The organism is Vogesella margarita, from assembly GCF_028548475.1.
Classification (GTDB): Bacteria; Pseudomonadota; Gammaproteobacteria; order Burkholderiales; family Chromobacteriaceae; genus Vogesella; species Vogesella margarita.
In genome coordinates this window covers 21539-41535 of record NZ_JAQQLE010000016.1, presented here as the reverse complement: position 1 = coordinate 41535, position 19997 = coordinate 21539, and the positions used below count along the sequence as shown (strand labels likewise).

Annotated in this window: 20 protein-coding genes and 1 pseudogene; 14 read left to right on the top strand and 7 right to left on the bottom strand. The window is 65.6% G+C overall.

Translation table 11 applies throughout. From position 1 onward, the window contains the following. Positions 1-72 precede the first annotated feature (72 nt). The 10 genes from tdh to PQU96_RS15485 all read left to right on the top strand — a co-directional run bounded on the left by tdh (position 73) and on the right by PQU96_RS15485 (position 8902). A complete protein-coding gene (gene tdh, locus PQU96_RS15530) occupies positions 73-1098 on the top strand; it encodes an L-threonine 3-dehydrogenase (protein WP_272773313.1) in 1026 nt (341 codons plus the stop codon). A gap of 116 nt (positions 1099-1214) precedes the next feature. Then, on the top strand, positions 1215-2105 hold the full coding sequence (glyQ, locus tag PQU96_RS15525) for a glycine--tRNA ligase subunit alpha (protein WP_272773312.1): 891 nt from the start codon (positions 1215-1217) through the stop codon (positions 2103-2105). A 1-nt stretch (position 2106) separates the two neighbouring features. Beyond that, positions 2107-2577, top strand: a complete 471-nt coding sequence (locus PQU96_RS15520; RefSeq protein WP_272773311.1) for a surface-adhesin E family protein — start codon at positions 2107-2109, stop codon at positions 2575-2577. A gap of 2 nt (positions 2578-2579) precedes the next feature. Further along, entirely contained in the window at positions 2580-4640 is a 2061-nt protein-coding gene (gene glyS, locus PQU96_RS15515; RefSeq protein WP_373316302.1) for a glycine--tRNA ligase subunit beta, read from the top strand. A gap of 167 nt (positions 4641-4807) precedes the next feature. Further along, a complete protein-coding gene (gene gmhB, locus PQU96_RS15510; RefSeq protein WP_272773309.1) occupies positions 4808-5350 on the top strand; it encodes a D-glycero-beta-D-manno-heptose 1,7-bisphosphate 7-phosphatase in 543 nt (180 codons plus the stop codon). A 7-nt stretch (positions 5351-5357) separates the two neighbouring features. Next, positions 5358-6113 carry a lysophospholipid acyltransferase family protein gene (locus tag PQU96_RS15505; protein WP_189372040.1) on the top strand — a complete coding sequence of 252 codons (756 nt, stop codon included), beginning with the start codon at positions 5358-5360 and terminating at the stop codon, positions 6111-6113. Further along, positions 6088-6801 (top strand): M48 family metallopeptidase, encoded by a 714-nt coding sequence (locus PQU96_RS15500; RefSeq protein ID WP_272773308.1) that lies wholly within the window; start codon positions 6088-6090, stop codon positions 6799-6801. Before PQU96_RS15505 ends, PQU96_RS15500 begins: the two co-directional genes overlap by 26 nt. A gap of 105 nt (positions 6802-6906) precedes the next feature. After that, on the top strand, positions 6907-7296 hold the full coding sequence (gene gloA, locus PQU96_RS15495) for a lactoylglutathione lyase (protein ID WP_272773307.1): 390 nt from the start codon (positions 6907-6909) through the stop codon (positions 7294-7296). Between the two features lie 247 nt (positions 7297-7543). Beyond that, complete coding sequence (locus PQU96_RS15490; RefSeq protein WP_272773306.1) at positions 7544-8308, top strand: DeoR/GlpR family DNA-binding transcription regulator; 765 nt, start codon at positions 7544-7546, stop codon at positions 8306-8308. A gap of 3 nt (positions 8309-8311) precedes the next feature. Beyond that, positions 8312-8902: a uracil-DNA glycosylase family protein gene (locus tag PQU96_RS15485; RefSeq protein ID WP_272773305.1), complete on the top strand. Its 591-nt coding sequence runs from the start codon at positions 8312-8314 to the stop codon at positions 8900-8902. Positions 8903-9003: 101 nt separating this feature from the next. Here PQU96_RS15485 and glpD read toward each other — a convergent pair whose 3' ends face one another. The 7 genes from glpD to PQU96_RS15450 form a co-directional block, all read right to left on the bottom strand. After that, positions 9004-10530 carry a glycerol-3-phosphate dehydrogenase gene (glpD, locus tag PQU96_RS15480; RefSeq protein ID WP_272773304.1) on the bottom strand — a complete coding sequence of 509 codons (1527 nt, stop codon included), beginning with the start codon at positions 10528-10530 and terminating at the stop codon, positions 9004-9006. Between the two features lie 216 nt (positions 10531-10746). Further along, positions 10747-11451, bottom strand: a complete 705-nt coding sequence (locus PQU96_RS15475) for an MIP/aquaporin family protein (RefSeq protein WP_272773303.1) — start codon at positions 11449-11451, stop codon at positions 10747-10749. 104 nt (positions 11452-11555) lie between these two features. Next, positions 11556-13058 carry a glycerol kinase GlpK gene (gene glpK, locus PQU96_RS15470; RefSeq protein ID WP_272773302.1) on the bottom strand — a complete coding sequence of 501 codons (1503 nt, stop codon included), beginning with the start codon at positions 13056-13058 and terminating at the stop codon, positions 11556-11558. Between the two features lie 460 nt (positions 13059-13518). Continuing rightward, complete coding sequence (locus PQU96_RS15465; RefSeq protein ID WP_272773301.1) at positions 13519-14202, bottom strand: type 1 glutamine amidotransferase domain-containing protein; 684 nt, start codon at positions 14200-14202, stop codon at positions 13519-13521. Between the two features lie 70 nt (positions 14203-14272). Further along, a complete protein-coding gene (locus PQU96_RS15460; RefSeq protein ID WP_272773300.1) occupies positions 14273-15373 on the bottom strand; it encodes an alkene reductase in 1101 nt (366 codons plus the stop codon). Positions 15374-15578: 205 nt separating this feature from the next. Further along, positions 15579-16184, bottom strand: a complete 606-nt coding sequence (locus PQU96_RS15455; protein ID WP_272773299.1) for a TetR/AcrR family transcriptional regulator — start codon at positions 16182-16184, stop codon at positions 15579-15581. A gap of 268 nt (positions 16185-16452) precedes the next feature. Next, on the bottom strand, positions 16453-17355 hold the full coding sequence (locus PQU96_RS15450; RefSeq protein ID WP_272773298.1) for a LysR family transcriptional regulator: 903 nt from the start codon (positions 17353-17355) through the stop codon (positions 16453-16455). A 142-nt stretch (positions 17356-17497) separates the two neighbouring features. Here PQU96_RS15450 and PQU96_RS15445 point away from each other — a divergent pair, with 142 nt between their 5' ends. The 4 genes and pseudogenes from PQU96_RS15445 to PQU96_RS16000 all read left to right on the top strand — a co-directional run bounded on the left by PQU96_RS15445 (position 17498) and on the right by PQU96_RS16000 (position 19870). Further along, positions 17498-18046 (top strand): carboxymuconolactone decarboxylase family protein, encoded by a 549-nt coding sequence (locus tag PQU96_RS15445; RefSeq protein ID WP_272773297.1) that lies wholly within the window; start codon positions 17498-17500, stop codon positions 18044-18046. Between the two features lie 51 nt (positions 18047-18097). Beyond that, a complete protein-coding gene (locus PQU96_RS15440; RefSeq protein WP_272773296.1) occupies positions 18098-18691 on the top strand; it encodes a pyridoxamine 5'-phosphate oxidase family protein in 594 nt (197 codons plus the stop codon). Positions 18692-19108: 417 nt separating this feature from the next. Further along, positions 19109-19339: pseudogene (locus PQU96_RS16005) on the top strand (methyl-accepting chemotaxis protein); the annotation flags it as partial. Then, positions 19319-19870, top strand: a complete 552-nt coding sequence (locus tag PQU96_RS16000; RefSeq protein ID WP_506016907.1) for a CZB domain-containing protein — start codon at positions 19319-19321, stop codon at positions 19868-19870. The pseudogene PQU96_RS16005 and the gene PQU96_RS16000, both read left to right, overlap by 21 nt. Positions 19871-19997 lie beyond the last annotated feature (127 nt).

The following is a 19997-nucleotide window of genomic DNA, read 5'->3' as shown; positions in this document are numbered from 1 at the left end:
GCGCCATGCCGCCTGGCGTTTGCGTACCGTTTCATCGTGCCGCCGCCCGGGCGGCGCACTACAGGATAAAACATGAAAGCTCTTGCCAAACTGCAGGCCGCTCCCGGCCTGTCCATGACCGACGTTCCGCATCCTGAAGTCGGCCACAACGACCTGCTGATCAAGATCACCAAGACCGCGATCTGCGGCACCGACATCCACATCTGGAACTGGGACGACTGGGCGCAGAAGACCATTCCGGTGCCGATGCACGTCGGCCACGAGTACGTCGGCGTCGTTGCCGGCATGGGCTCGGAAGTGCAGGGCTTCAAGATCGGCGACCGCGTGTCCGGTGAAGGCCACATCACCTGCGGTCACTGCCGCAACTGTCGCGCCGGCCGTCGCCACCTGTGCCGTAACACCACCGGCGTCGGCGTCAACCGCGAAGGCGCGTTTGCCGAATACCTGGTGATTCCGGCCTTCAACGCCTTCCCGATCCCGGACGACATCTCCGATGATCTGGCGTCCATCTTCGACCCGTTCGGCAACGCGGTGCACACCGCGCTGTCGTTCAACCTGGTCGGCGAGGACGTGCTGATCACCGGCGCCGGCCCGATCGGCATCATGGCGGTGGCCATCGCCAAACACGTCGGCGCCCGCCACGTGGTGATCACCGACGTCAACGAATACCGTCTGGAGCTGGCGCGCAAGATGGGCGCCACCCGCGCGGTGAACGTGGCCAATGAAGACCTGAAGGCGGTGATGCAGGAACTGCACATGAGCGAAGGCTTCGACGTGGGCCTGGAAATGTCCGGCAACCCGCACGCCTTCCGCCAGATGCTGGACGTGATGAACCACGGCGGCAAGGTGGCGCTCTTGGGCATCCCGCCGGCCAACACCTCCATCGACTGGAACCAGGTGATCTTCAAGGGCCTGGAGATCAAGGGTATCTATGGTCGCGAGATGTTCGAGACCTGGTACAAGATGGTGGCGCTGATCCAGTCCGGTCTGGATATTTCGCCGATCATCACCCACCACTTCAAGGTCGACGATTTCGAGGCCGGCTTCGCCGCCATGCTGTCCGGGCAGAGCGGCAAGGTGATTCTGGACTGGCAGTAAGCGGAATATGATGTTTGCGGCCAACCTTTGGCACAAGGTTGGCCGCAATGGATGGCAGAGCAAGGCACGATGCGGTTAGAATCGTGCCTTGTTTTTCATCTTCGAAACGCCGCGACATGCTCACTTTTCAGGAAATCATCCTCACCCTGCAGCACTACTGGAACCGCCAGGGCTGCGCCTTGCTCCAGCCGTACGATACCGAAGTGGGCGCAGGCACCTCGCATACCGCCACCTTTCTGCGCGCCCTCGGCCCGGAACCGTGGAATGCCGCCTACGTGCAGCCCAGCCGTCGCCCGAAAGACGGCCGCTACGGCGAGAACCCCAACCGCCTGTTCCAGCACCACCAGTTCCAGGTGGTACTGAAGCCGTCGCCACCGAATATCCAGGATCTGTACCTCGGCTCGCTGCGCGAACTGGGCATCGATCCGACCATGCACGACATCCGCTTTGTCGAGGACGACTGGGAAAACCCGACCCTCGGCGCCTGGGGTCTGGGCTGGGAAGTGTGGCTCAACGGCATGGAGGTGACGCAGTTCACCTACTTCCAGCAGGTCGGCGGCCTCGATTGCAAGCCGGTGCTGGGCGAGATCACCTACGGTCTGGAACGTCTGGCGATGTACCTGCAGGACATCGAGAACGTCTACGAACTGATCTGGACCCGTCTGCCGGACGGCACGCCGGTCACCTACGGCGACGTGTTCTTCCAGAACGAAGTCGAGCAGTCGCGCTTTGCCTTCGAGCACAGCAATGTCGAGCTGCTGTTCAAGCAGTTTGGCGACTACGAGTCCGAGGCCAAGCGCCTGCTGGACGCCGGCCTGCCGCTGCCGGGCTACGAGATGATCCTGAAGGCCGGCCACACCTTCAACCTGCTGGACGCGCGCGGCGCCATCTCGGTGACCGAACGCGCCGCCTACATCGGCCGCATCCGCAACCTGGCCCGTGGCGTGGCGCAAGCCTACTACGCCGCACGCGAGGTGCTGGGCTTCCCGATGTGCAAGAAAGACTGACATGAAGACGTGGGCAGCGCTGTTCTTTGTGCTGTTGGCCACGTTGGCCGCGCTCAGCTGGTATGTGCGCAGTCAGCAGGCGGAGCCGCAAGCGGAAGGGGAGTTCCAGGTGTACCAGAGCGGTACCGGCCTGGAGCTGTCGCTGGAGCTGGCTTCCATCGCCAACGTCAAGGACGGCCTTGTCCGTTTCGTCAACCAGGAGCGGTTCAGCGAGCGCAAGACCCAGAAAGAGCTGGGCATCCGCTATCACATCCGCCGTCTCGAAGGCCGTGCCGACTGCAACGCGCGCCAGTATGCGTTCATCAGCGCCTCGTACTGGACCGCCAGCGGCCAGCACGTGTACACGCAGATGTTCCCGTTGCAGCGTTTCAACTGGACCTTCGTGCCGGTAGTCGCCGATTCGACGGCCGATACCATGCTGCGCCTGGTGTGCCGACTCGCCCCCAATGCTCCTAGCTTGAAGATTGAATGACCATGACTGCTACCCTGTTGATCGAGCTGCTCACCGAAGAGCTGCCGCCGAAAGCCCTGGAAAAGCTGGCCGCCAGCTTTGCCGATACCATTACCGACGAACTGAAAAAACTGCAGTTCGTCGCCGGCAACGTGCAGTCGCACGTGTTCGCCAGCCCGCGCCGCCTGGCGGTGCAGATCCCGGATGTCGCCGCCATCCAGCCCGAGCAGCACAGCGTGCGCCGCGGCCCGGCGGTCGCCAGCGGCACGAAGGACGGCCAGCCGACTCCGGCACTGGCCGGCTTCGCCCGCTCCTGCGGCGTGGAAGTGAGCCAGCTCATCACCGTGCACGACGGCAAGCAGGACGTGTACGCCTATGAATCGACCAAGGCCGGCGAAAGCCTGTCCGCGGTACTGTCCGGCATCGTCGCCAGCGCGCTGAAAAAACTGCCGGCACCGAAGCTGATGCGCTGGGGCGATCTGGACGTGCAGTTCGTGCGTCCGGTACACGGCCTGATGATGCTGCATGGCGATCAGGTCGTCGCCGGCGAGGTGCTGGGGCTGCAAAGCGGCAACGTCACCCGCGGCCACCGCTTCCTGTCTGCCGGTGAGGTGACCATCCCTAGCGCCGATGCCTACCCGCGCACGCTGGCGGAAGAGGGCAAGGTGATCGCCAGCTTCCTCGCCCGCCGTGAGCTGGTGCGCCAGCGCCTGTCGCACGCCGCCGCCAAGCTGAACGCCACCATTGCCGCACCGGACGCGCTGTTCGACGAGGTGACTGGCCTGGTGGAGTGGCCGGTGGTGCTGGAAGCCGGCTTCGAGGCCGAGTTCCTGAACGTGCCGCAGGAATGCCTGATCCTGACCATGCAGCAGAACCAGAAGTACTTCCCGCTGCTGGACGCCGCCGGCAAGCTGATGAACCGCTTCCTGCTGGTGTCCAACCTGGAAGCTGAAGACCCGCGCTACATCGTGGGCGGTAACGAGCGCGTGCTGCGCGCGCGCCTGTCCGACGCCAAGTTCTTCTACGAACAGGACCAGAAGCACCGTCTCGACAGCCGCCTGCCGCGGCTGGAACACGTGGTCTACCACAACAAGATCGGCAACCAGCTGGAACGCATCACCCGCCTGACCAGCATCGCGTCCGCGATTGCCGCCAAGCTCGGCGCCGACAGCTCGCTGGCCGGCCGCGCCGCGTATCTGGCCAAGGCCGATCTGGTGTCCGACATGGTCGGCGAATTCCCCGAGCTGCAGGGCATCATGGGCCGCTACTACGCGCGCCTGGACGGCGAGGACGACGTGGTGGCCGACGCCATCGAAGGCCACTACCACCCGCGCTTTGCCGGCGACAGCCTGCCGCAGGGCGCCATCGCCACCGCGGTGGCACTGGCTGACAAGCTGGAAACCATCGTCGGCATCTGGGGCATCGGCCTGATCCCGACCGGCGACAAGGACCCGTTCGCGCTGCGCCGTGCCGCGCTGGGCGTGCTGCGCATGGTGCTGGAGGCGCCGCTGGACCTGAAGGCGCTGATCAGCGACGCCGCCGACGCCTTCCCGGCTGGCCTGTTGTCCGCCACCGTGGTCGACGAGGTGTACGCCTTCTGCCTGGAACGCCTGAAGAACTACCTCGCCAACGACTACAAGGGCGACGAGATCGACGCCGTGCTGGCGCTGGCGCCGACGCAGCTGAACGAAGTGGGCGCCATCCTGGCCGCCGTCGCGCAGTTCAAGGCGCTGCCGGAAGCGGCAACGTTGGCCGCAGCCAACAAGCGCGTGAAGAACATCCTGAAGAAGACCGAGGGCGACATCGCGGCGGTGAACCCGGCGCTGTTTGCCGAGGACGCCGAGCGCGCGCTGTTCGCGGCGGTGGAAGCGCTGGCACCGGCGGTGGACGCCAAGTTCGCCGCCCACGACTTCGCCGGCGCGCTGACCCAGCTGGCCTCGCTGCGTGCTCCGGTGGATGCCTTCTTCGACGGCGTGATGGTGATGGCCGACGACTTGGCGGTCCGCGCGAACCGCATCGCGCTGTTGGCAAGGTTGGCCGCACTGTTCAACCGCGTGGCCGACATCTCGCTGCTGGCGGAGTAAGAACTGGCGCCGCCGGCGCCGTTTCCGCCTGAGCGGCGGTATGCAAACCGGGGCATCGCAGGATGCTCCGGTTTGTGTTGCCGGGGTGGAGGGAACGATGGCCGGCGGGGCACTGCCGGTTTTGTGGGGCTTGCGGTCGCGACCGTGGCCAGAACTAGGAGTATTGCTTGAAACTCGTCATCCTCGATCGTGACGGCGTGATCAACGAAGATCGCGACGATTTCGTCAAAAACACCATGGAATGGCAGCCGCTGCCGAAGAGCTGCGACGCCATCGCCAACCTGACTCAGGCCGGCTGGCACGTGGTGGTCGCCACCAACCAGTCCGGCATCGGTCGCGGCCTGTTCGACATGCACGCGCTCAACGCGATGCACGAGAAGATGCACCGCCTGGTGGGGCAGGCCGGCGGCCGCATCGATGCGGTGGTGTTCTGTCCGCACACCGCCGACGACCAGTGTTCCTGCCGCAAGCCGCAGCCGGGCATGGTCGAAGACATCATGGCGCGCTTCAATGTGCGCGGCGACGGCCTGCCGATGGTCGGCGACAGCCTGCGCGACCTGCAGGCGATTGCCGCGGTCGGCGGCCGGCCGCTCTTGGTGAAGACCGGCAAGGGTCTGCGCACGCTGGAAAAGGGCGGCCTGCCGGAGGGCACGCAGGTGTTCGACAACCTGTTCGCCGCCGCCGACTACCTGATTAACCTGGAAAACTGAACCACCCATGTTGCTGATTCGTAACCTGATCTACTGGCTGCTGGTGGCCATCGTCACGCCGCTGTTCTTCCTCGGCCTGTTCATCGGTGCGCCGTTGCCGCGCCGTACCCGACACGTGATCGGCGAGAGCTGGGCGCGGCTGTTGACCTGGCTGCTGTGGCACGTGGTCGGCCTGCGCTACCGCGTGATCGGCGCCGAGAACATCGTCAAGGAGCCGGCGATCATCTGCGCCAAGCACCAGTCCGGCTGGGAAACGCTGGCGCTGCAGGAGATCTTTCCGTCGCAGGTGTTTGTCGCCAAGCAGGAGCTGCTGTGGATTCCGTTCTTCGGCTGGGGGCTGGCGCTGACCAACCCGATCACCATCAACCGTTCCGACCGCGCTAATGCCAACCGCCGCATGCTGGAGCAGGGTACCAACCGCAAGCAGCACGGCTTCTGGATCAGCGTGTTTCCGGAGGGCACCCGCACCCGCCCCGGTGTGGCCGGCAAGTACAAGCTGGGCGCGGCGCGGATGGCGAAGCAGCTGGACATGCCGCTGGTGCCGGTGGCGCACAACGCCGGCGAATTCTGGCCGCGCAATGCCTTCCTCAAGCACCCGGGCGAGATCACGCTGGTGATCGGCCCGGCGATCTATCCGCGCGACGATGTCGGCCCGGAGGCGATGACACGGCAGGCGGAGGCGTGGATCGAGGCGCGCCAGCGCGAGATCGGCGGCGTCGGCCCGTTTGCCCACCCCGATGAACGCAAAGCCCGCGCCGCTTAATCTGCAACTGCCGCACGGCGCGGTGACGGTGCGCCTGATCCGGCGCGCGCGGCAGAGCGTCGGCATCCGCATCAAGCACGGCGAGGTGGAGTTGATCGCCCCGCCGGCGGTGCCGCTGGCCTACCTGCACGAGGTGCTGGCCAGCAAGCGCGACTGGATCGCCCGCCATCTGGCGCGTCACCAAGCGGAGCAGAACGAGCGCGCGCTGACGCAGGGCCAGGTGCTGCTGGGCGGCGAGAGCTACCGCCTGCACTGCATCGCCGCCAGCCGCCACCAGGCGCAGCTGGTCGGCGACACCCTGCATCTGGCCGGGCCGATGCTGGAACAACCGGCGCGGCTGGCCGCCAGCGTGGTCGCTTACCTGCAGCAGCAGGCGCGGCAGCGCTTTGCCGCACGGCTGGCGCTGTGGCAGCCGCGTGCGGCGCGACCGCTGTCCGGCTGGGGCCTGTCCTCGGCGCGCACGCGCTGGGGCAGCTGCACCGGCCGCGGCGTGGTGCGCCTCAACTGGCGGCTGGTGCAGGCCCCGGAATCGGTGCTCGACTACGTGATCGCCCACGAGCTGGCCCACCTCTTGCACATGAACCATTCGCCGGCCTTCTGGGCCGAAGTCGGCCGCCTCTATCCCGGCTGGCACGGCGCGCGGCAGTGGCTGAAGCAGCACGGCGACAGCCTGTTCCGCTACGGCTGAGCGCAAACACACTGTTCTGGCCGGCGCGGGCTTTGCTTTCGCCGGCGCCGTCCCCATCTGATCTGCCTTGCTGCCCGTGCGGCCAACCTTTATCCGGAGAACACCATGCGCCTGTTGCATACCATGATCCGCGTCGGCAACCTCGACCGCTCCATCGCCTTCTACACCGAGGTACTGGGCATGACCCTGCTGCGCCGCCACGACTACCCCGACGGCCGCTTCACCCTCGCCTTTGTCGGCTACGGCGACGAGGACAGCAACAGCGTGATCGAGCTGACCCACAACTGGGATACCGACAGCTACGAGCTGGGCAACGCCTTCGGCCACCTGGCGGTGGAAGTGGCCGACGCCTACGCCGCCTGTGACGCGGTGCGCGCCAAGGGCGGCAAGGTGGTGCGCGAGGCGGGGCCGATGAAGCACGGCACCACCGTGATCGCCTTCGTCGAGGACCCGGACGGCTACAAGATCGAATTCATCCAGCGCGGCACGCGCTAAGCGCCACGAACAAAACCCCCGATCCAGCGTTGCGCCTCCTTGCCGTACGACTTGTACTGTCTGCGTCGGCGCGCCTTGGCTCAGGTGCTCTGCGAGGTTTTGTTAGCGGCTCCAAGTGCCGTCGTGCTCAGGCAGCGGCCAGTCGCAGCGATGCGGCTGGCCGTTTTGCCGCCTGCATGCCGGCGGGCAGCAGCGGCGGCGACTCGGTTACAATGAACGCCATTCGGATAAGGGAAGTGCCGCTTGCATGCTGATCCTCAATCAACGTCAGAAAGACCTGCTGGCCTGGGTTAACCGCGAGGGTTATGTCGCGGTCGAGAAAATGGCCGCCCATTTCGCCGTCACCCACCAGACCATCCGCCGCGACATCACGCTGCTGGCCGAGCACAAGCTGCTGCAGCGCTACCACGGCGGCGCCAGCGTGCTGTCCAGTGTCGAGAACGTCGCCTACGACGCGCGCCAGGTGCTGATGATCGACGAAAAGCGGCGCATCGCACGCGCGCTGGCGGCGGAAATCCCCGACAACGCCTCGCTGTTCATCAACCTCGGCACCACCACCGAGGAGGTCGCCAAGGCGCTCTCCCAGCATCGCGGCCTGCGCGTGATCACCAACAACTTCCACATCGCCAACCTGATGTGCGACTACCCGGACTGCGAGGTGCTGGTCGCCGGCGGCGCGCTGCGCAAGCGCGACCGCGGCCTGACCGGCGAGGCGACGGTGCAGTTCATCCGCCAGTTCAAGGTCGACTACGGCATCATCGGCGTGTCCTGTATCGAGCACGGCGGCGTGCTGCGCGACTACGACTACCGCGAGGTACTGACCACGCAGGCCATCATGCAGCAGTCGCGCCAGGTATGGCTGGCGGCCGACCACTCCAAGTTCGACCGGCCGGCGCTGGTGGAGCTGGGGCACCTGTCGCAGGTGGACGTGCTGTTCACCGACCAGCCGGTGAGTGCGGAAATGGCCGAGGTGCTGGCCGCCGGCGACACCCGGCTGGTGGTGGCGGGCTGAGGCATGGCACAAGACCGCGATGACTGCGAGCGGTTGCTGGCGGAGGTACGCGCCTGCCGGCTGTGCGCCGCGCACCTGCCGCAGGAGCCGCGTCCGCTGCTGCAGCTGGCCCGCGGCGCGCGCATCCTGATCGCCGGCCAGGCTCCGGGGCGCAAGGCGCACGACAGCGGCGTGCCGTTCGACGATGCCAGTGGCGAGCGCCTGCGGCAGTGGCTGGGCGTGGACAAGGCCGCCTTTTACGATCCGCAGCGCATTGCCATCCTGCCAATGGGGCTGTGTTATCCCGGCAGCGGCAAGTCCGGCGACCTGCCGCCGCGGCCGGAGTGCGCGCCACAGTGGCGCAATGCGTTATTAGCGCAGCTGCCGCAATTGCAGCTCACCCTGGTGCTGGGCCAGTACGCGCTGGGCTGGCATCTGCCGCAGTACGACACGGTGACGGCCGCGGTGCAGGCCTGGCAGCAGACCTTGCCGCACGGTGTGCTGGCGCTGCCGCATCCCAGTCCGCGTAATAATCTTTGGCTGCGGCGCAATCCGTGGTTTGAAGCCGAAGTGTTGCCGGCACTGCAGGCGCGGGTGGCGGCTCTGGGCGGCTGAGCCCGGCCTTTGGCTACCGCAGCGGCCGTATTGGCATGGCTGCGGCCACCTTGTTTCCCCTTTCCTGCGCGTTGCCGGTTGGTGCCTCGGTAGCGCTGTGCTCAGCTGGTCGTGAGCAATGGCTTGCCGTTGCCCGCCGGCTGGCTGCGGCGGTAGGCCGCCAGCCAGCGCGCTACCGCGTCCTCGGCGCCGGCCGGCAGGTGCAGGCGCAGCTTGCTGCGCCGCCACAGGATGTCTTCCGCACTCGTCGCCCACTCCTTGTCCACCAGATAGCGCAACTCGGCTTCAAACAGTCCGGGCTGGATTTCTGCACCCAGCGCCGCAAGGTTGGCCGCAGCGCCCAGTAGCGCATGCACGCGACTGCCGTAGGCGCGTGCCAGCCGCGTGGCCAGTGCCGGTGGCAGCCACGGTTTGGCCTGTTGCAGGCTGAGCACGAAGGCGTCGAAGTCGCCGCCGGGCAGGTCGCCGCCGGGCAGATGCTGGCCGGCGGTCCACGCCGGCTGGGTGTTGCCCAGCAGCGGTGCCAGCTGGTCCACCGCCTGTTCCGCCAGTTTGCGGTAGGTGGTGATCTTGCCGCCGAACACCGACAGCAGCGGTGCGCCGTCGTTGTCCAGCTCCAGCGCGTAGTCGCGGGTGACGCCGCTGGCATTGTCGTGCTCGTCGTCCAGCAGCGGGCGCACGCCGGAGTAGGTGGCCACCACGTCGGCGGGGCCGATCTGGCGTTCGAAGTAGCGGTTGCTCATCGCGCACAGGTAGGCGATCTCGTCGCGGTCGATGGCGACCTTGGCGGCATCGTCGTGGTATTCGACGTCGGTGGTGCCGATCAGGGTGAAGTCCTGCTCATAGGGGATGGCGAAGATGATGCGCTTGTCCGGGTTCTGGAAGATGTAGGCAAAGTCGTGATCAAACAGCTTTTTCACGATGATGTGGCTGCCCTTCACCAGCCGGATCGCCTTGCGCGCGGGCGCGTGGATCACGCCGCCCAGGAGCTGCTGCACCCACGGCCCGCCGGCGTTGACCAGCGCGCGGGCGCGCACCTGCTGCTGGCCGTGTTCGCCATCCAGCGTGCACAGCCAGCCGTCGCCGTCGCGCTGTGCGGCGACACAGGCGGTGCGGGTGCGGATGCCGGCGCCACGCTCGGCGGCGTCCATCGCGTTGAGCACCACCAGCCGCGCGTCATTGACCCAGCCGTCGGAGTAGACAAAGCCCTGGTGGTAGCGCGACTTCAGCGGGCTGCCGGCCGGGTGGCGCTCGAAGCGGATGCGCTCGCTGCCGGGCAGGCGGCGACGACGGGCCAGGTGGTCGTACAGGAACAGGCCGCAGCGGATCAGCCACGCCGGGCGCTGTTCGGCGTCGTGCGGCATCACGAAGCGCAGCGGCCACATGATGTGTGGCGCGGCGTCGAGCAGCCCTTCGCGCTCCTGCAGCGCCTTGCGCACCAGCGAGAATTCGTAATATTCGAGATAGCGCAGGCCGCCGTGGATCAGCTTGGTGCTGGCCGACGAGGTGTGCGCCGCCAGATCGTCCTTTTCACAGAGCAGCACTTTCAGGCTGCGACCGGCGGCGTCACGGGCGATGCCGGCACCGTTGATGCCACCACCGATCACGAGCAGATCATAACTTTCCACGAGCTTTCCTTTGCACGGCGCGCCGCCCTGACGGCGTGGCGCTTGTTGTCTCTTGATAATAGAAGATAGATAAAAACGAACACAAAAGCAACATTAAACGATCAAAAATGTTTGTTTTGTGTTTTTGTACGGCGCAAAAAAAGACGCCCGAAGGCGTCGAGGGAGAGTGCAGTCCGTGTGAGACGCCGCGCCGCCGTGGCGCGACTTGTGTCGGGATCAGGCTACGCTGTGGGCCACTGCGGCCAACGTTGCACCCAGCAGCGAGCCGATCACCGGCACCCAGCTGTAGCGCCAGTCGCTGTCGCGCTTGCCCTTGATCGGCAGGATGGCGTGCATGATGCGCGGCGCCAGGTCGCGTGCCGGGCTCATCGCGTAGCCGGTGGTGCCGCCCAGCGATACGCCGATGCCCAGCACCAGCAGGGCCACCGGCAGCGCGTCCATCGCGCCCAGCGACACCTTGGGCGCCACCATGCTGAGGATGGCGAATACCAGCACGAAGGTGGCCAGCACTTCCGACAGCAGGTTGCCGCCGGTGCTGCGGATCGCCGGGCCGGTGCAGAACACCGCCAGCTTGGTGTCGGCGCAGTCGGTATGGTCGAAGTGGTCGCGGTAGATCAGCCACATCAACAGCGCGCCGGCCATGCCGCCCAGCATCTGCGCCGCGATATAGCCGGGGGCGTCGGCCCAGGCAAACTTGCCGGCCACCGCCAGCCCCACGGTGACTGCTGGGTTGAGGTGGGCACCGCTGATGGCGGCGACGCTGAACACGCCGACAAACACCGCCATCGCCCAGCCGAAGGCGATCACGATCAGGCCGCTGTTATGGCCCTTGGTCCCTTTCAGGATCACGTTGGCAACCACGCCGTTGCCGAGCAGCACCAGCAGCGCGGTGCCGATGAATTCGCCGAATAGTGGATTCATGTTGAAACTCCGTAGCGAACGCGGGGCAGCACGCTGCCGCCGCGAGAAAACAGGATGGGGAGGGGCCGCGCCGGCAGCCGTTTGCTGCCGGCACGGCGTCTGGATCAGGCCGCGTCGTTGGCCCAGCTGATCGCGGCGCGGGTGGCGCGCTGCCAGCCGGCGACGTAGCGCTCGACGGTGGCGGCATCCAGCTGCGGCGAGAAGCGGGTGTCCAGCTGCCACTGGCCCTGGATGTCGTCGGTGCCCTGCCAGTAGCCGACGGCGAGGCCGGCAAGATACGCCGCGCCGAGTGCGGTGGTCTCGGTGATCTTCGGCCGTGCGACCTGGGTGCCGAGGATGTCGCTCTGGAACTGCATCAGCACATTGTTGACGCAGGCGCCGCCGTCCACGCGCAGCTCGGCGATGGTGATGCCGGAGTCAGCCTGCATCGCGCCCAGCACGTCCATGGTCTGGAACGCGATGCTGTCCAGCGCGGCACGGGCGATGTGGGCGGCGCCGGTGCCCTGTGTCATGCCGACGAGGGTGCCGCGCGCGTCGGAATTCCAGTGCGGTGCACCCAGCCCGGCGAAGGCCGGTACCAGGTAGACACCGTCGCTGTCCTTCACCTCGGCCGCCAGCGGGCCGACATCGTGCGAGTGCTTGATGATGCCGAGGCCGTCGCGCAGCCATTTCACCACCGAGCCGCCGATGAAGATGCTGCCTTCCAGCGCGTACTGCACCTTGTCGCCGACCTGCCAGGCGATGGTAGTCAGCAGCTTGTTGTGCGAGGGCACCGGTGTGTCGCCGGTGTTCATCATCATGAAGCAGCCGGTGCCGTAGGTGTTCTTCACCATGCCCGGCGTGGTGCACTGTTGGCCGAACAGCGCCGCCTGCTGGTCGCCGGCGACGCCGGCGATCGGGATCGCCACGCCCAGGTGCGCGGCGTGGGTGTGGCCGTAGACCTCGCTGGAACTTTTCACCTGCGGCAGCATGCTGGCCGGGATGCCCATGATGTCCAGCAGCTCGTCGTCCCACTGCAGGCGGTGTATGTCGTACAGCATGGTGCGCGAGGCGTTGGACACGTCGGTGACGTGCACCGCGCCGTGGGTCAGCTGCCAGATCAGCCAGCTGTCGATGGTGCCGAAGGCCAGCTTGCCGGCATTGGCGCGCTCGCGGGCGCCGGGCACGTTGTCCAGAATCCAGCGCACCTTGGTGGCGGAGAAGTAGGAATCGACCAGCAGACCGGTCTTGTTGCGGATGGTGTCGGCCAGGCCGCGCTCGCGGATCTCGTCGCAGAACGGCGCGGTGCGGCGGTCCTGCCACACGATGGCGTTGTACACCGGCTGGCCGGTGTCGCGGTCCCACACCACGGTGGTCTCGCGCTGGTTGGTGATGCCGATGGCGGCGATCTTGCTGCCGGGGATGCCGGCGCGCGCCAGCGCCTCGGCGGCGACGCCGACCTGGCCGGCCCAGATTTCCATCGCGTCGTGCTCGACCCAGCCCGGCTGCGGGTAGATCTGGCGGAATTCCTTCTGTGCCGAGGCGACGATGTCGCCACTGCGGTTGAATACAATTGCCCGGGAGCTGGTCGTGCCCTGATCCAGCGCCAGAATGAATTGATCTTGCATTTGAGAAGTCTCCTCGGCCGCGGGCCGTGTTGTGAGTTGTTTCTTTGTTGTTTGTTTTTGTGTTTATTTTGTTGTTTTTGCTTTCGTTCGAATTGTAGTGCCGCCAAAGTCGCTGTCAATTCGCGTCGTCAAAAAATTGACACAAAGCCGGGATGTTGCGGTGCGGAGTGTGGTGTAGTCGCGCGGTTACAAGTTGTTGCGACGCAAGGCAAAAATGCCGTTTTCCGGTGCGGAAAACGGCATGAAACGCGCAGAACGGGCGTTGTGCGGATGTTGCAGTGCAAAGGTTGGCCGCAGGCGTTGCGGCCAACCTTGTGCGGGGTTCAGAGCGTGTTCACGATCTCGCATGCTCACGCGAGACAAGGCAAAAACGGCTGGGCAAGCATGCCGAAGCCGTTTTCAACGCGGCATTCCCCCCACCGGGATCAAGCCACGGCATAGTGTGAACAGGCTCAGGCTCTCAGGCGTCTAGCCTGGCCAGCAGCGCATGGGCGACGGCTTCGGACGAGGCCGGGTTCTGACCGGTGATCAGCAGGCCGTCCTCGACGACGAAGGGCGCCCAGTCGGGGCCTTTCTCGTAACGGGCGCCGCGCGCCTGCAGCGCGTCTTCCAGCAGCAGCGGCACGATGCTGGTGAGTTGCACCGCCTCTTCCTCGCTGTTGCTGAAGCCGGTGACACGCTTGCCGCCGACCAGCGCCTTGCCGTCGGCGTCCACGACATTGACCATCACCGCCGGCGCGTGGCACACCGCGGCCACCGGTTTGCCGGCAGCGAGGGTGGCGGCGATCAGCCGCTGCGAATCGGCGTTGTCGACCAGATCCCACAGCGGGCCGTGGCCGCCGGGGTAGAACACCGCGTCGTAGTGGCTGGCGTCGATGCTGTCCAGCGGCAGCGTTTCCGCCAGCCGCGCCTGCAGCGTGGCGTCGGCATTGAAGCGCTCGGTGGCCGGGGTGCCGAACGCCGGGTCGGCGCTTTTCGGGTCGATCGGCGGCTGGCCGCCGCGCGGCGAGGCGAGGGTGATGGCGACGCCGGCATCGGCCAGCGCGTAGTAGGGCGCGGCGAATTCCTCGATCCAGAAGCCGGTCTTGTGGCCGCTGTCGCCGAGCCGGTCGTGGCTGGTGAGCACAAACAGTACGTGTTTCATGGGCGTCTCCGTTAAGCGAATGCAAGGTTGGCCGCACGCGGCCAACCTTGCGGGCAGGGCCGGCTGCGGTTTAATCGGCCAGCGCCGGGTAGTCGGTGTAGCCTTCGGCGCCACCGCCGTAGAAGGTTTCCGGACGCGGCGGGTTCAGCTCGGCACCGCGGGCGAAGCGGGCTGGCAGGTCCGGGTTGGCGATGAACGGCCGGCCGAAGGCGACCGCGTCGATCAGCCCGGCGCCGATCAGGCGTTCGGCCTTGTCTACGGTATAGCCGCCGGCGGCGATGATAGGGTGCGGATAGATGGCGCGGATCTTGGCGCGGAACTCGTCCGGCCACGCGGGGCCGCCGGCCCAGTCCGGCTCGGACAGGTGCAGGAAGGCGATGTTGCGCTTGGCGATTTCGCCGATCAGGTACAGCGCCATTTCCTGCTGGTCGGTTTCCGACAGACCGTTAAACACGCCCAGCGGCGACAGGCGGATGCCGACGTGGTCGGCGTCCCATTCGGCGATCACCGCGTCCAGCACTTCCAGCACGATGCGGGCGCGGTTCTCGACGCTGCCGCCGTACTGGTCGGTGCGAACGTTGGCCGCCGGCGACAGGAACTGGTCCAGCAGGTAGCCGTGGGCGCCGTGGATTTCCACCAGGTCGAAACCAGCGCGGCGCGCGTTGTCGGTGGCGCGGCGGTAGTCTTCGATCAGGTCGGCGATCTCGGCGGTTTCCAGCGCGCGCGGGGTGGAGGTGGGGCTGCGCACCAGCTGGCCCATTTCGTCACGGATATTGGTGTTGCTGTCGGCCTTGATGGCGGACGGCGCCAGCGGTGCATCGCCGTTCGGCTGCAGGCTGGTGTGCGAGATGCGGCCGGTGTGCCACAGCTGGATGGCGATCTTGCCGCCCTCGGCATGCACCGCGTCGGTGACCTCGCGCCAGGCGCGCACCTGCTCCTCGCTGTAGATGCCGGGCGCGCCGGCGTAGCCCTTGGCGGTCGGCGAGATGTGGGTACCTTCGTTGATGATCAGGCCGGCACCGGCACGCTGGCGGTAGTATTCGGTCGCCAGTGCGGTCGGCACGTCACCCGGCTCGGTATTGCGCAGGCGGGTCAACGGTGCCATCAGCACGCGGTTGGCGAGGGTAACGGCACCGAGGTGCAGCGGGGTCAGCAGTTTGTCGGCTTGCATGAGGCGTGGTCCTTTTCCGGTTAAAGAGGCGGCGATACGGGGTGTTGCTCTGGCCCCGCCGGTAGGTCGGGGCGCTCGGGTCAAACGGTTTGTGGCCAACGTTGGCCGCACACGGGCATCAAATTTCCCACTCAACTAATAGACCGGTCGTCTATATTTTGTGCGATAAAAAACCGCTCGCCCGCGGCGAACGGTACTGCATCTGTCAGGCGGCGTTGCAGGGCAACAGCAGGCCTTGGGTGTGGATCATCGCCGCCTGTAGCGGCACCAGACTGTGCTGGGTCTTGTACATCAGCGCCGCGCCCAGCCACAGGCAGTACAGCGCGTAGGCGGTGTCATCGGCCGGCAGCTGCGGCTTGATCGAGCCGTCCTGCTGCCCGCTGCGGATGCAGGCCGCCAGCTTGCGCACGATGGCGTCCATGCCCTCGCTCAGCGCCACGCGCATCGGCTCCGACATGTCGGATACCTCGGCCGCCAGTTTCACCGCCAGGCAGCTTTGCGATTCGCAGCTGGCGTGGTTGTCCAGCCATTGCTGGAAGTAGGCCAGTAGTCGCTCGCGGCCGTTGCCGGGCTGGCTGTCGGCCAGCAGATCGCCTACCCGCTCGCGGTACGTGGCGAAATAGCGCGCCAGCAGCGCCACGCCAAAGTCTTCCTTCGACTTGAAGTAGTGATAGAACGACCCCTTCGGTACCTTGGCCTCGGACAGCAGCTCGGACAGGCCCAGCGCGGTAAAACTGCGGCCGTGGATCAGCACCTCGCCGACGGCAAGGATGTGTTCGCGGGTATCGGGGTATAGGCTTTGACGTGACATGTTTTAAATCTATTAGACCAGTCGTCTTGTTGTCAAGCACTGTGTTGGGGCAGGGTGGTTTTCTGGGCAAATGAAGCCAAAAACAAGACACTAAGTTGAAAGCAAGAGCTGGTGGCTTTCTGTGGCCACGAGGCTTTATCCAGTCTTGGTGGTCAACAGTGATCACTGGGGAGCGTCTGAAATTTGGCCTAAGCCGGTCTTGAACCGCTGTTCGGGTTTAGTCGGTAATGTGTCAGATAGCTGTCGGTCAACTGCTTTCAAGGGGCCGTTAGTATCGTTCCGGCTTCCCTGCGCGCAAGCTGGCCACCAGATGATCCACCAGTGCGCGAACCTTGGCGGCTCCATTGGGACCGCTGCGGTGTACCACATGGATGGGCAAGGGTGGTGGCTCGTATTCGGTCAGCAGCACCTGCAGTCGTCCCGCGCTTTCCCATTCCCTGATCTGGTATGAAAGTAGCCGGGTAATGCCCGCACCCCGAGTCGCCGCGACGATGGCCGCGTCGTTACTGCTGACCTGCATACGGGGGTGGATGCGCACTGCCAGAGGCATTCCTTCGGCCTCGAACTTCCACTCAACGGTGGGGCTGACGGCAGAGGCCGAGATAATCTGGTGCGCCAGCAACTGCTCAGGGTGCGTCGGGGTGCCATGCCGTGCCAGATATTCGGGCGAGGCGCAAACCACGCGGCGCACCTCACCCACCCGCTGGGCCCGCAAATCTGAGTCGGGCAATTCGCCGATGCGTACGCCGACGTCGATCCCTTCTTCGAGCATATTGACCACCCGGTCGAGAAACAGCGCTGAAATCTGCAACTGCGGATGCTGTTGCATGAAGTCGACCAGCAGTGGAGTAACGTGAATCCGGCCAAACAGGGTTGGGGCCGTCACGGTCACATGGCCGCGCAGGCTGGCGTTGATCCCGGCGGCGGTGTCGTCGGCCTCGTCGGCCTCGGCGAGAATGCGCTGAGCGTCCTCCAGATAGCGCTGCCCGGCTTCGGTGGTGCGCACCAGGCGGGTAGTCCGGTGTAATAACTTGACCCCGAGACGTGCCTCCAGGGCGGCCACAGCGCGAGTCACTGCCGGTGCCGAGAGTCCCAGACGACGGGCGCCGCCGGCAAAGCTCTCGGCCTCGGCCACCGCGACAAAGGTGCTCATCAGATGAAAGCGGTCCATTTTATTATTCCATTTAACGGAATAATGAATTGTGTTTGATGAGGATTCTTCTTTCAAGTGGAGTTTGGCAAAGTGACGTCACCCGCTGCTGCACAGCTTGTCGTGACGGCGAGGCCCTTCTCATCAAGTCAGGAGAATTACCATGTCCCGTCTGCCTATTCCCGCTGTCGAACACGCTCTACCCGCCGCTCAACCGCTGCTCGCGGCAGTTCATCAACAACTGGGCGTGGTTCCCAATCTGATGAAGCTGGTCGGTAACAGCCCGGCAGCCCTCGAAGGCTACCTGGCGCTCAACGGCGCGCTAGCCAAAGGCTACCTCGATGTGCGCCTGCGCGAGCGGATCGCGCTGACCGTGGCCGAGTTGAACGGCTGCGACTACTGCTTGGCCGCCCATAGCTACTTGGCGACGAACCTGGCCAAGCTTGATGCCGCCGAGGTGGATGCCGCCCGCGACGGGCGCTCCGTAGATGCCAAGGCCGATGCGGTGCTGCGCTTTGCCCGCCGGGTAGTCGAGTCGCGCGGTCAGGTGAGTGATGCCGAACTGGCCGCCTTGCGTGCTTCCGGCTTCGGTCCCGGCGAAGTGGTCGAGATCGTGCTTAACGTGGCCCTCAATCTGCTGACCAACTACGTCAATAACGTGGCCGCCACCGAGGTCGATTTCCCCAAGGTAGAGCCGCGTAAAGCCGCCTGATGTCCGTCGCCCCGCCCGGCGCGGGGCATCTCAACGAGCAGGAGGTCCGCCATGCCCCGCGCCTTTGCCCGCATTGCCTTCACCCCCCGGGTTCTTGCCGCCCAGGAAACCAACGGCAGCCGCCAGGCCTATCGCCCTCTGCTTGAAGGGGCGGATCGGGACGGACCGGAGCCAGGGAGCCAACTGGGCCCTCGCGAGGCTGCCTTCATTGCCGAGCGAAACAGCTTCTACCAGGCCACGGTATCCGAGACCGGCTGGCCTTACGTCCAGCACCGGGGCGGGCCGACCGGTTTCTTGCGGGTGCTCGACGCCAGGACGCTGGCCTACGCCTCCTTCGCCGGTAACCGTCAATACATCAGCGAAGGTAACGTGGCCGGCGATGACCGGGTGGCACTGATCCTGACCGACTACGCCCAGGGGCGCCGCCTCAAACTGTGGGGCCGTGCCTCGCTGCTTGAGGTTGCCGCCGCAGCGCAACTGAGCGAGGCCTGCATCGATCCCGCGTACGATGCTCCGGTCGAGCGACTGGTCCTCATCCGCGTCGAGGCCTTTGACTGGAACTGCCCCAAACACCTGCCCCGGCTTTACGATAAAGCCCAAGTGCGCGCCATCGTCGAGGCCGACCGACAGCGGCGAAAAGACTAGGGAGCCCCCATGATTGTTCTACGAAAACACCTGAGCGCCGCCTTGGCGCGCATCGCCGTGCTCGAAGGCGAACTGGCCGAACGAGATGCCAGATTGGCGCAGACCGGGGCCCAGCACCACGCCAGCGAAACGCAGCGGCAGAGCGCCGAAGCGCGTTATGCGCAAACCCAGCAGTTACTCGAACAACTGCAAAGTGTTGGTACCGCCATGACCCACGCGCAGACCAGCATGGGCGGTCTGGCTCTGGGCATGCGTGCCGAGCGGGACCGTGCCCGCGAAACCTGCGTCGTCGCCGATCAATGCACCATGGAGATCTCTGCCATCGCCGAACAGCTCGGCTACCTGGCCCGGGACTCAGCCGTTGCCGCCGAACAGGTATCCAGCCTGGACGGGCGCGCCCGGCAGATCGGCGGCATTGTGCAACTGATCAAGGACATTGCCGACCAGACCAACCTGCTCGCCCTCAATGCCGCCATCGAGGCGGCCCGCGCAGGCGACGCCGGGCGCGGCTTCGCGGTAGTGGCCGACGAGGTATGCAGGTTGGCAGAGCGAACCACCGGAGCGACCGGCGAAATCGCCGACCTGGTCGCTGCCATGCGTAATGACAGCACTGCCAGCCGCAGCCAGATGGAAATTCTTGCCACGCAAGCGGGGGAATTCAGCCGCAACGGTAAGGCTGCCGCCGTCACCATGAGTCACGTGCTCGAACTGGCACGCATCGCAGAGCGCAGCACGACCGCCTCGTCCCTGCGGGGCTTTTGTGAGGTGGCCAAAATCGACCACCTGCTCTTCAAGTTCCGCGTCTATCGTGTCCTCTTCGGCATGTCGCAAGAAGGCGCACAAGACTTCGTTGACCACACCCAATGTCGCCTTGGCAAGTGGTACTACACCGGCGAGGGGCAGCTGCACTCCCATCTGACCGGCTACAAGGACATGGATGGGCCGCACCTGAGCCTGCACAAACACGTCCAGGATGCTCTGACTGCCCACAGCTGCGGAGACCCTGTCACTACTCTAGCCTCCGTGGTCGCCATGGAAGCCGCCGGTAGCCAGGTACTGGCCGCGCTTGAGACCATGGCGCAGGTGGCGGAGTCGGCTCAGCCAATCAGGAAATTTCATGGTGTCCAGCCTGCCCGGGGGTCTTTTGCTCCCCCTCCATCACTAACCAAGCTCACATGAGCAATGGTGTTTATGTTCGAGTGGACTGGCCACCACTGCACTCAAGCTCACCCGGCAGAACACACCAGTCACATGCGAAGTCCTGGTCTCACCCCTCGCATCCGTTGAGCGTTGTCCGTCATCCCGG

Excerpts from the sequence above, each read along its gene's own strand:
- tdh (WP_272773313.1), top strand. The coding sequence starts at position 73 with ATGAAAGCTCTTGCCAAACTGCAGGCCGCTCCCGGCCTGTCCATGACC.
- glyQ (WP_272773312.1), top strand. The coding sequence starts at position 1,215 with ATGCTCACTTTTCAGGAAATCATCCTCACCCTGCAGCACTACTGGAAC.
- PQU96_RS15520 (WP_272773311.1), top strand. The coding sequence starts at position 2,107 with ATGAAGACGTGGGCAGCGCTGTTCTTTGTGCTGTTGGCCACGTTGGCC.
- glyS (WP_373316302.1), top strand. The coding sequence starts at position 2,580 with ATGACTGCTACCCTGTTGATCGAGCTGCTCACCGAAGAGCTGCCGCCG.
- PQU96_RS15505 (WP_189372040.1), top strand. The coding sequence starts at position 5,358 with ATGTTGCTGATTCGTAACCTGATCTACTGGCTGCTGGTGGCCATCGTC.
- PQU96_RS15500 (WP_272773308.1), top strand. The coding sequence starts at position 6,088 with ATGAACGCAAAGCCCGCGCCGCTTAATCTGCAACTGCCGCACGGCGCG.
- gloA (WP_272773307.1), top strand. The coding sequence starts at position 6,907 with ATGCGCCTGTTGCATACCATGATCCGCGTCGGCAACCTCGACCGCTCC.
- PQU96_RS15490 (WP_272773306.1), top strand. The coding sequence starts at position 7,544 with ATGCTGATCCTCAATCAACGTCAGAAAGACCTGCTGGCCTGGGTTAAC.
- PQU96_RS15485 (WP_272773305.1), top strand. The coding sequence starts at position 8,312 with ATGGCACAAGACCGCGATGACTGCGAGCGGTTGCTGGCGGAGGTACGC.
- PQU96_RS15475 (WP_272773303.1), bottom strand. The coding sequence starts at position 11,451 with ATGAATCCACTATTCGGCGAATTCATCGGCACCGCGCTGCTGGTGCTG.
- glpK (WP_272773302.1), bottom strand. The coding sequence starts at position 13,058 with ATGCAAGATCAATTCATTCTGGCGCTGGATCAGGGCACGACCAGCTCC.
- PQU96_RS15465 (WP_272773301.1), bottom strand. The coding sequence starts at position 14,202 with ATGAAACACGTACTGTTTGTGCTCACCAGCCACGACCGGCTCGGCGAC.
- PQU96_RS15460 (WP_272773300.1), bottom strand. The coding sequence starts at position 15,373 with ATGCAAGCCGACAAACTGCTGACCCCGCTGCACCTCGGTGCCGTTACC.
- PQU96_RS15455 (WP_272773299.1), bottom strand. The coding sequence starts at position 16,184 with ATGTCACGTCAAAGCCTATACCCCGATACCCGCGAACACATCCTTGCC.
- PQU96_RS15450 (WP_272773298.1), bottom strand. The coding sequence starts at position 17,355 with ATGGACCGCTTTCATCTGATGAGCACCTTTGTCGCGGTGGCCGAGGCC.
- PQU96_RS15445 (WP_272773297.1), top strand. The coding sequence starts at position 17,498 with ATGTCCCGTCTGCCTATTCCCGCTGTCGAACACGCTCTACCCGCCGCT.
- PQU96_RS15440 (WP_272773296.1), top strand. The coding sequence starts at position 18,098 with ATGCCCCGCGCCTTTGCCCGCATTGCCTTCACCCCCCGGGTTCTTGCC.
- PQU96_RS16000 (WP_506016907.1), top strand. The coding sequence starts at position 19,319 with ATGGAAATTCTTGCCACGCAAGCGGGGGAATTCAGCCGCAACGGTAAG.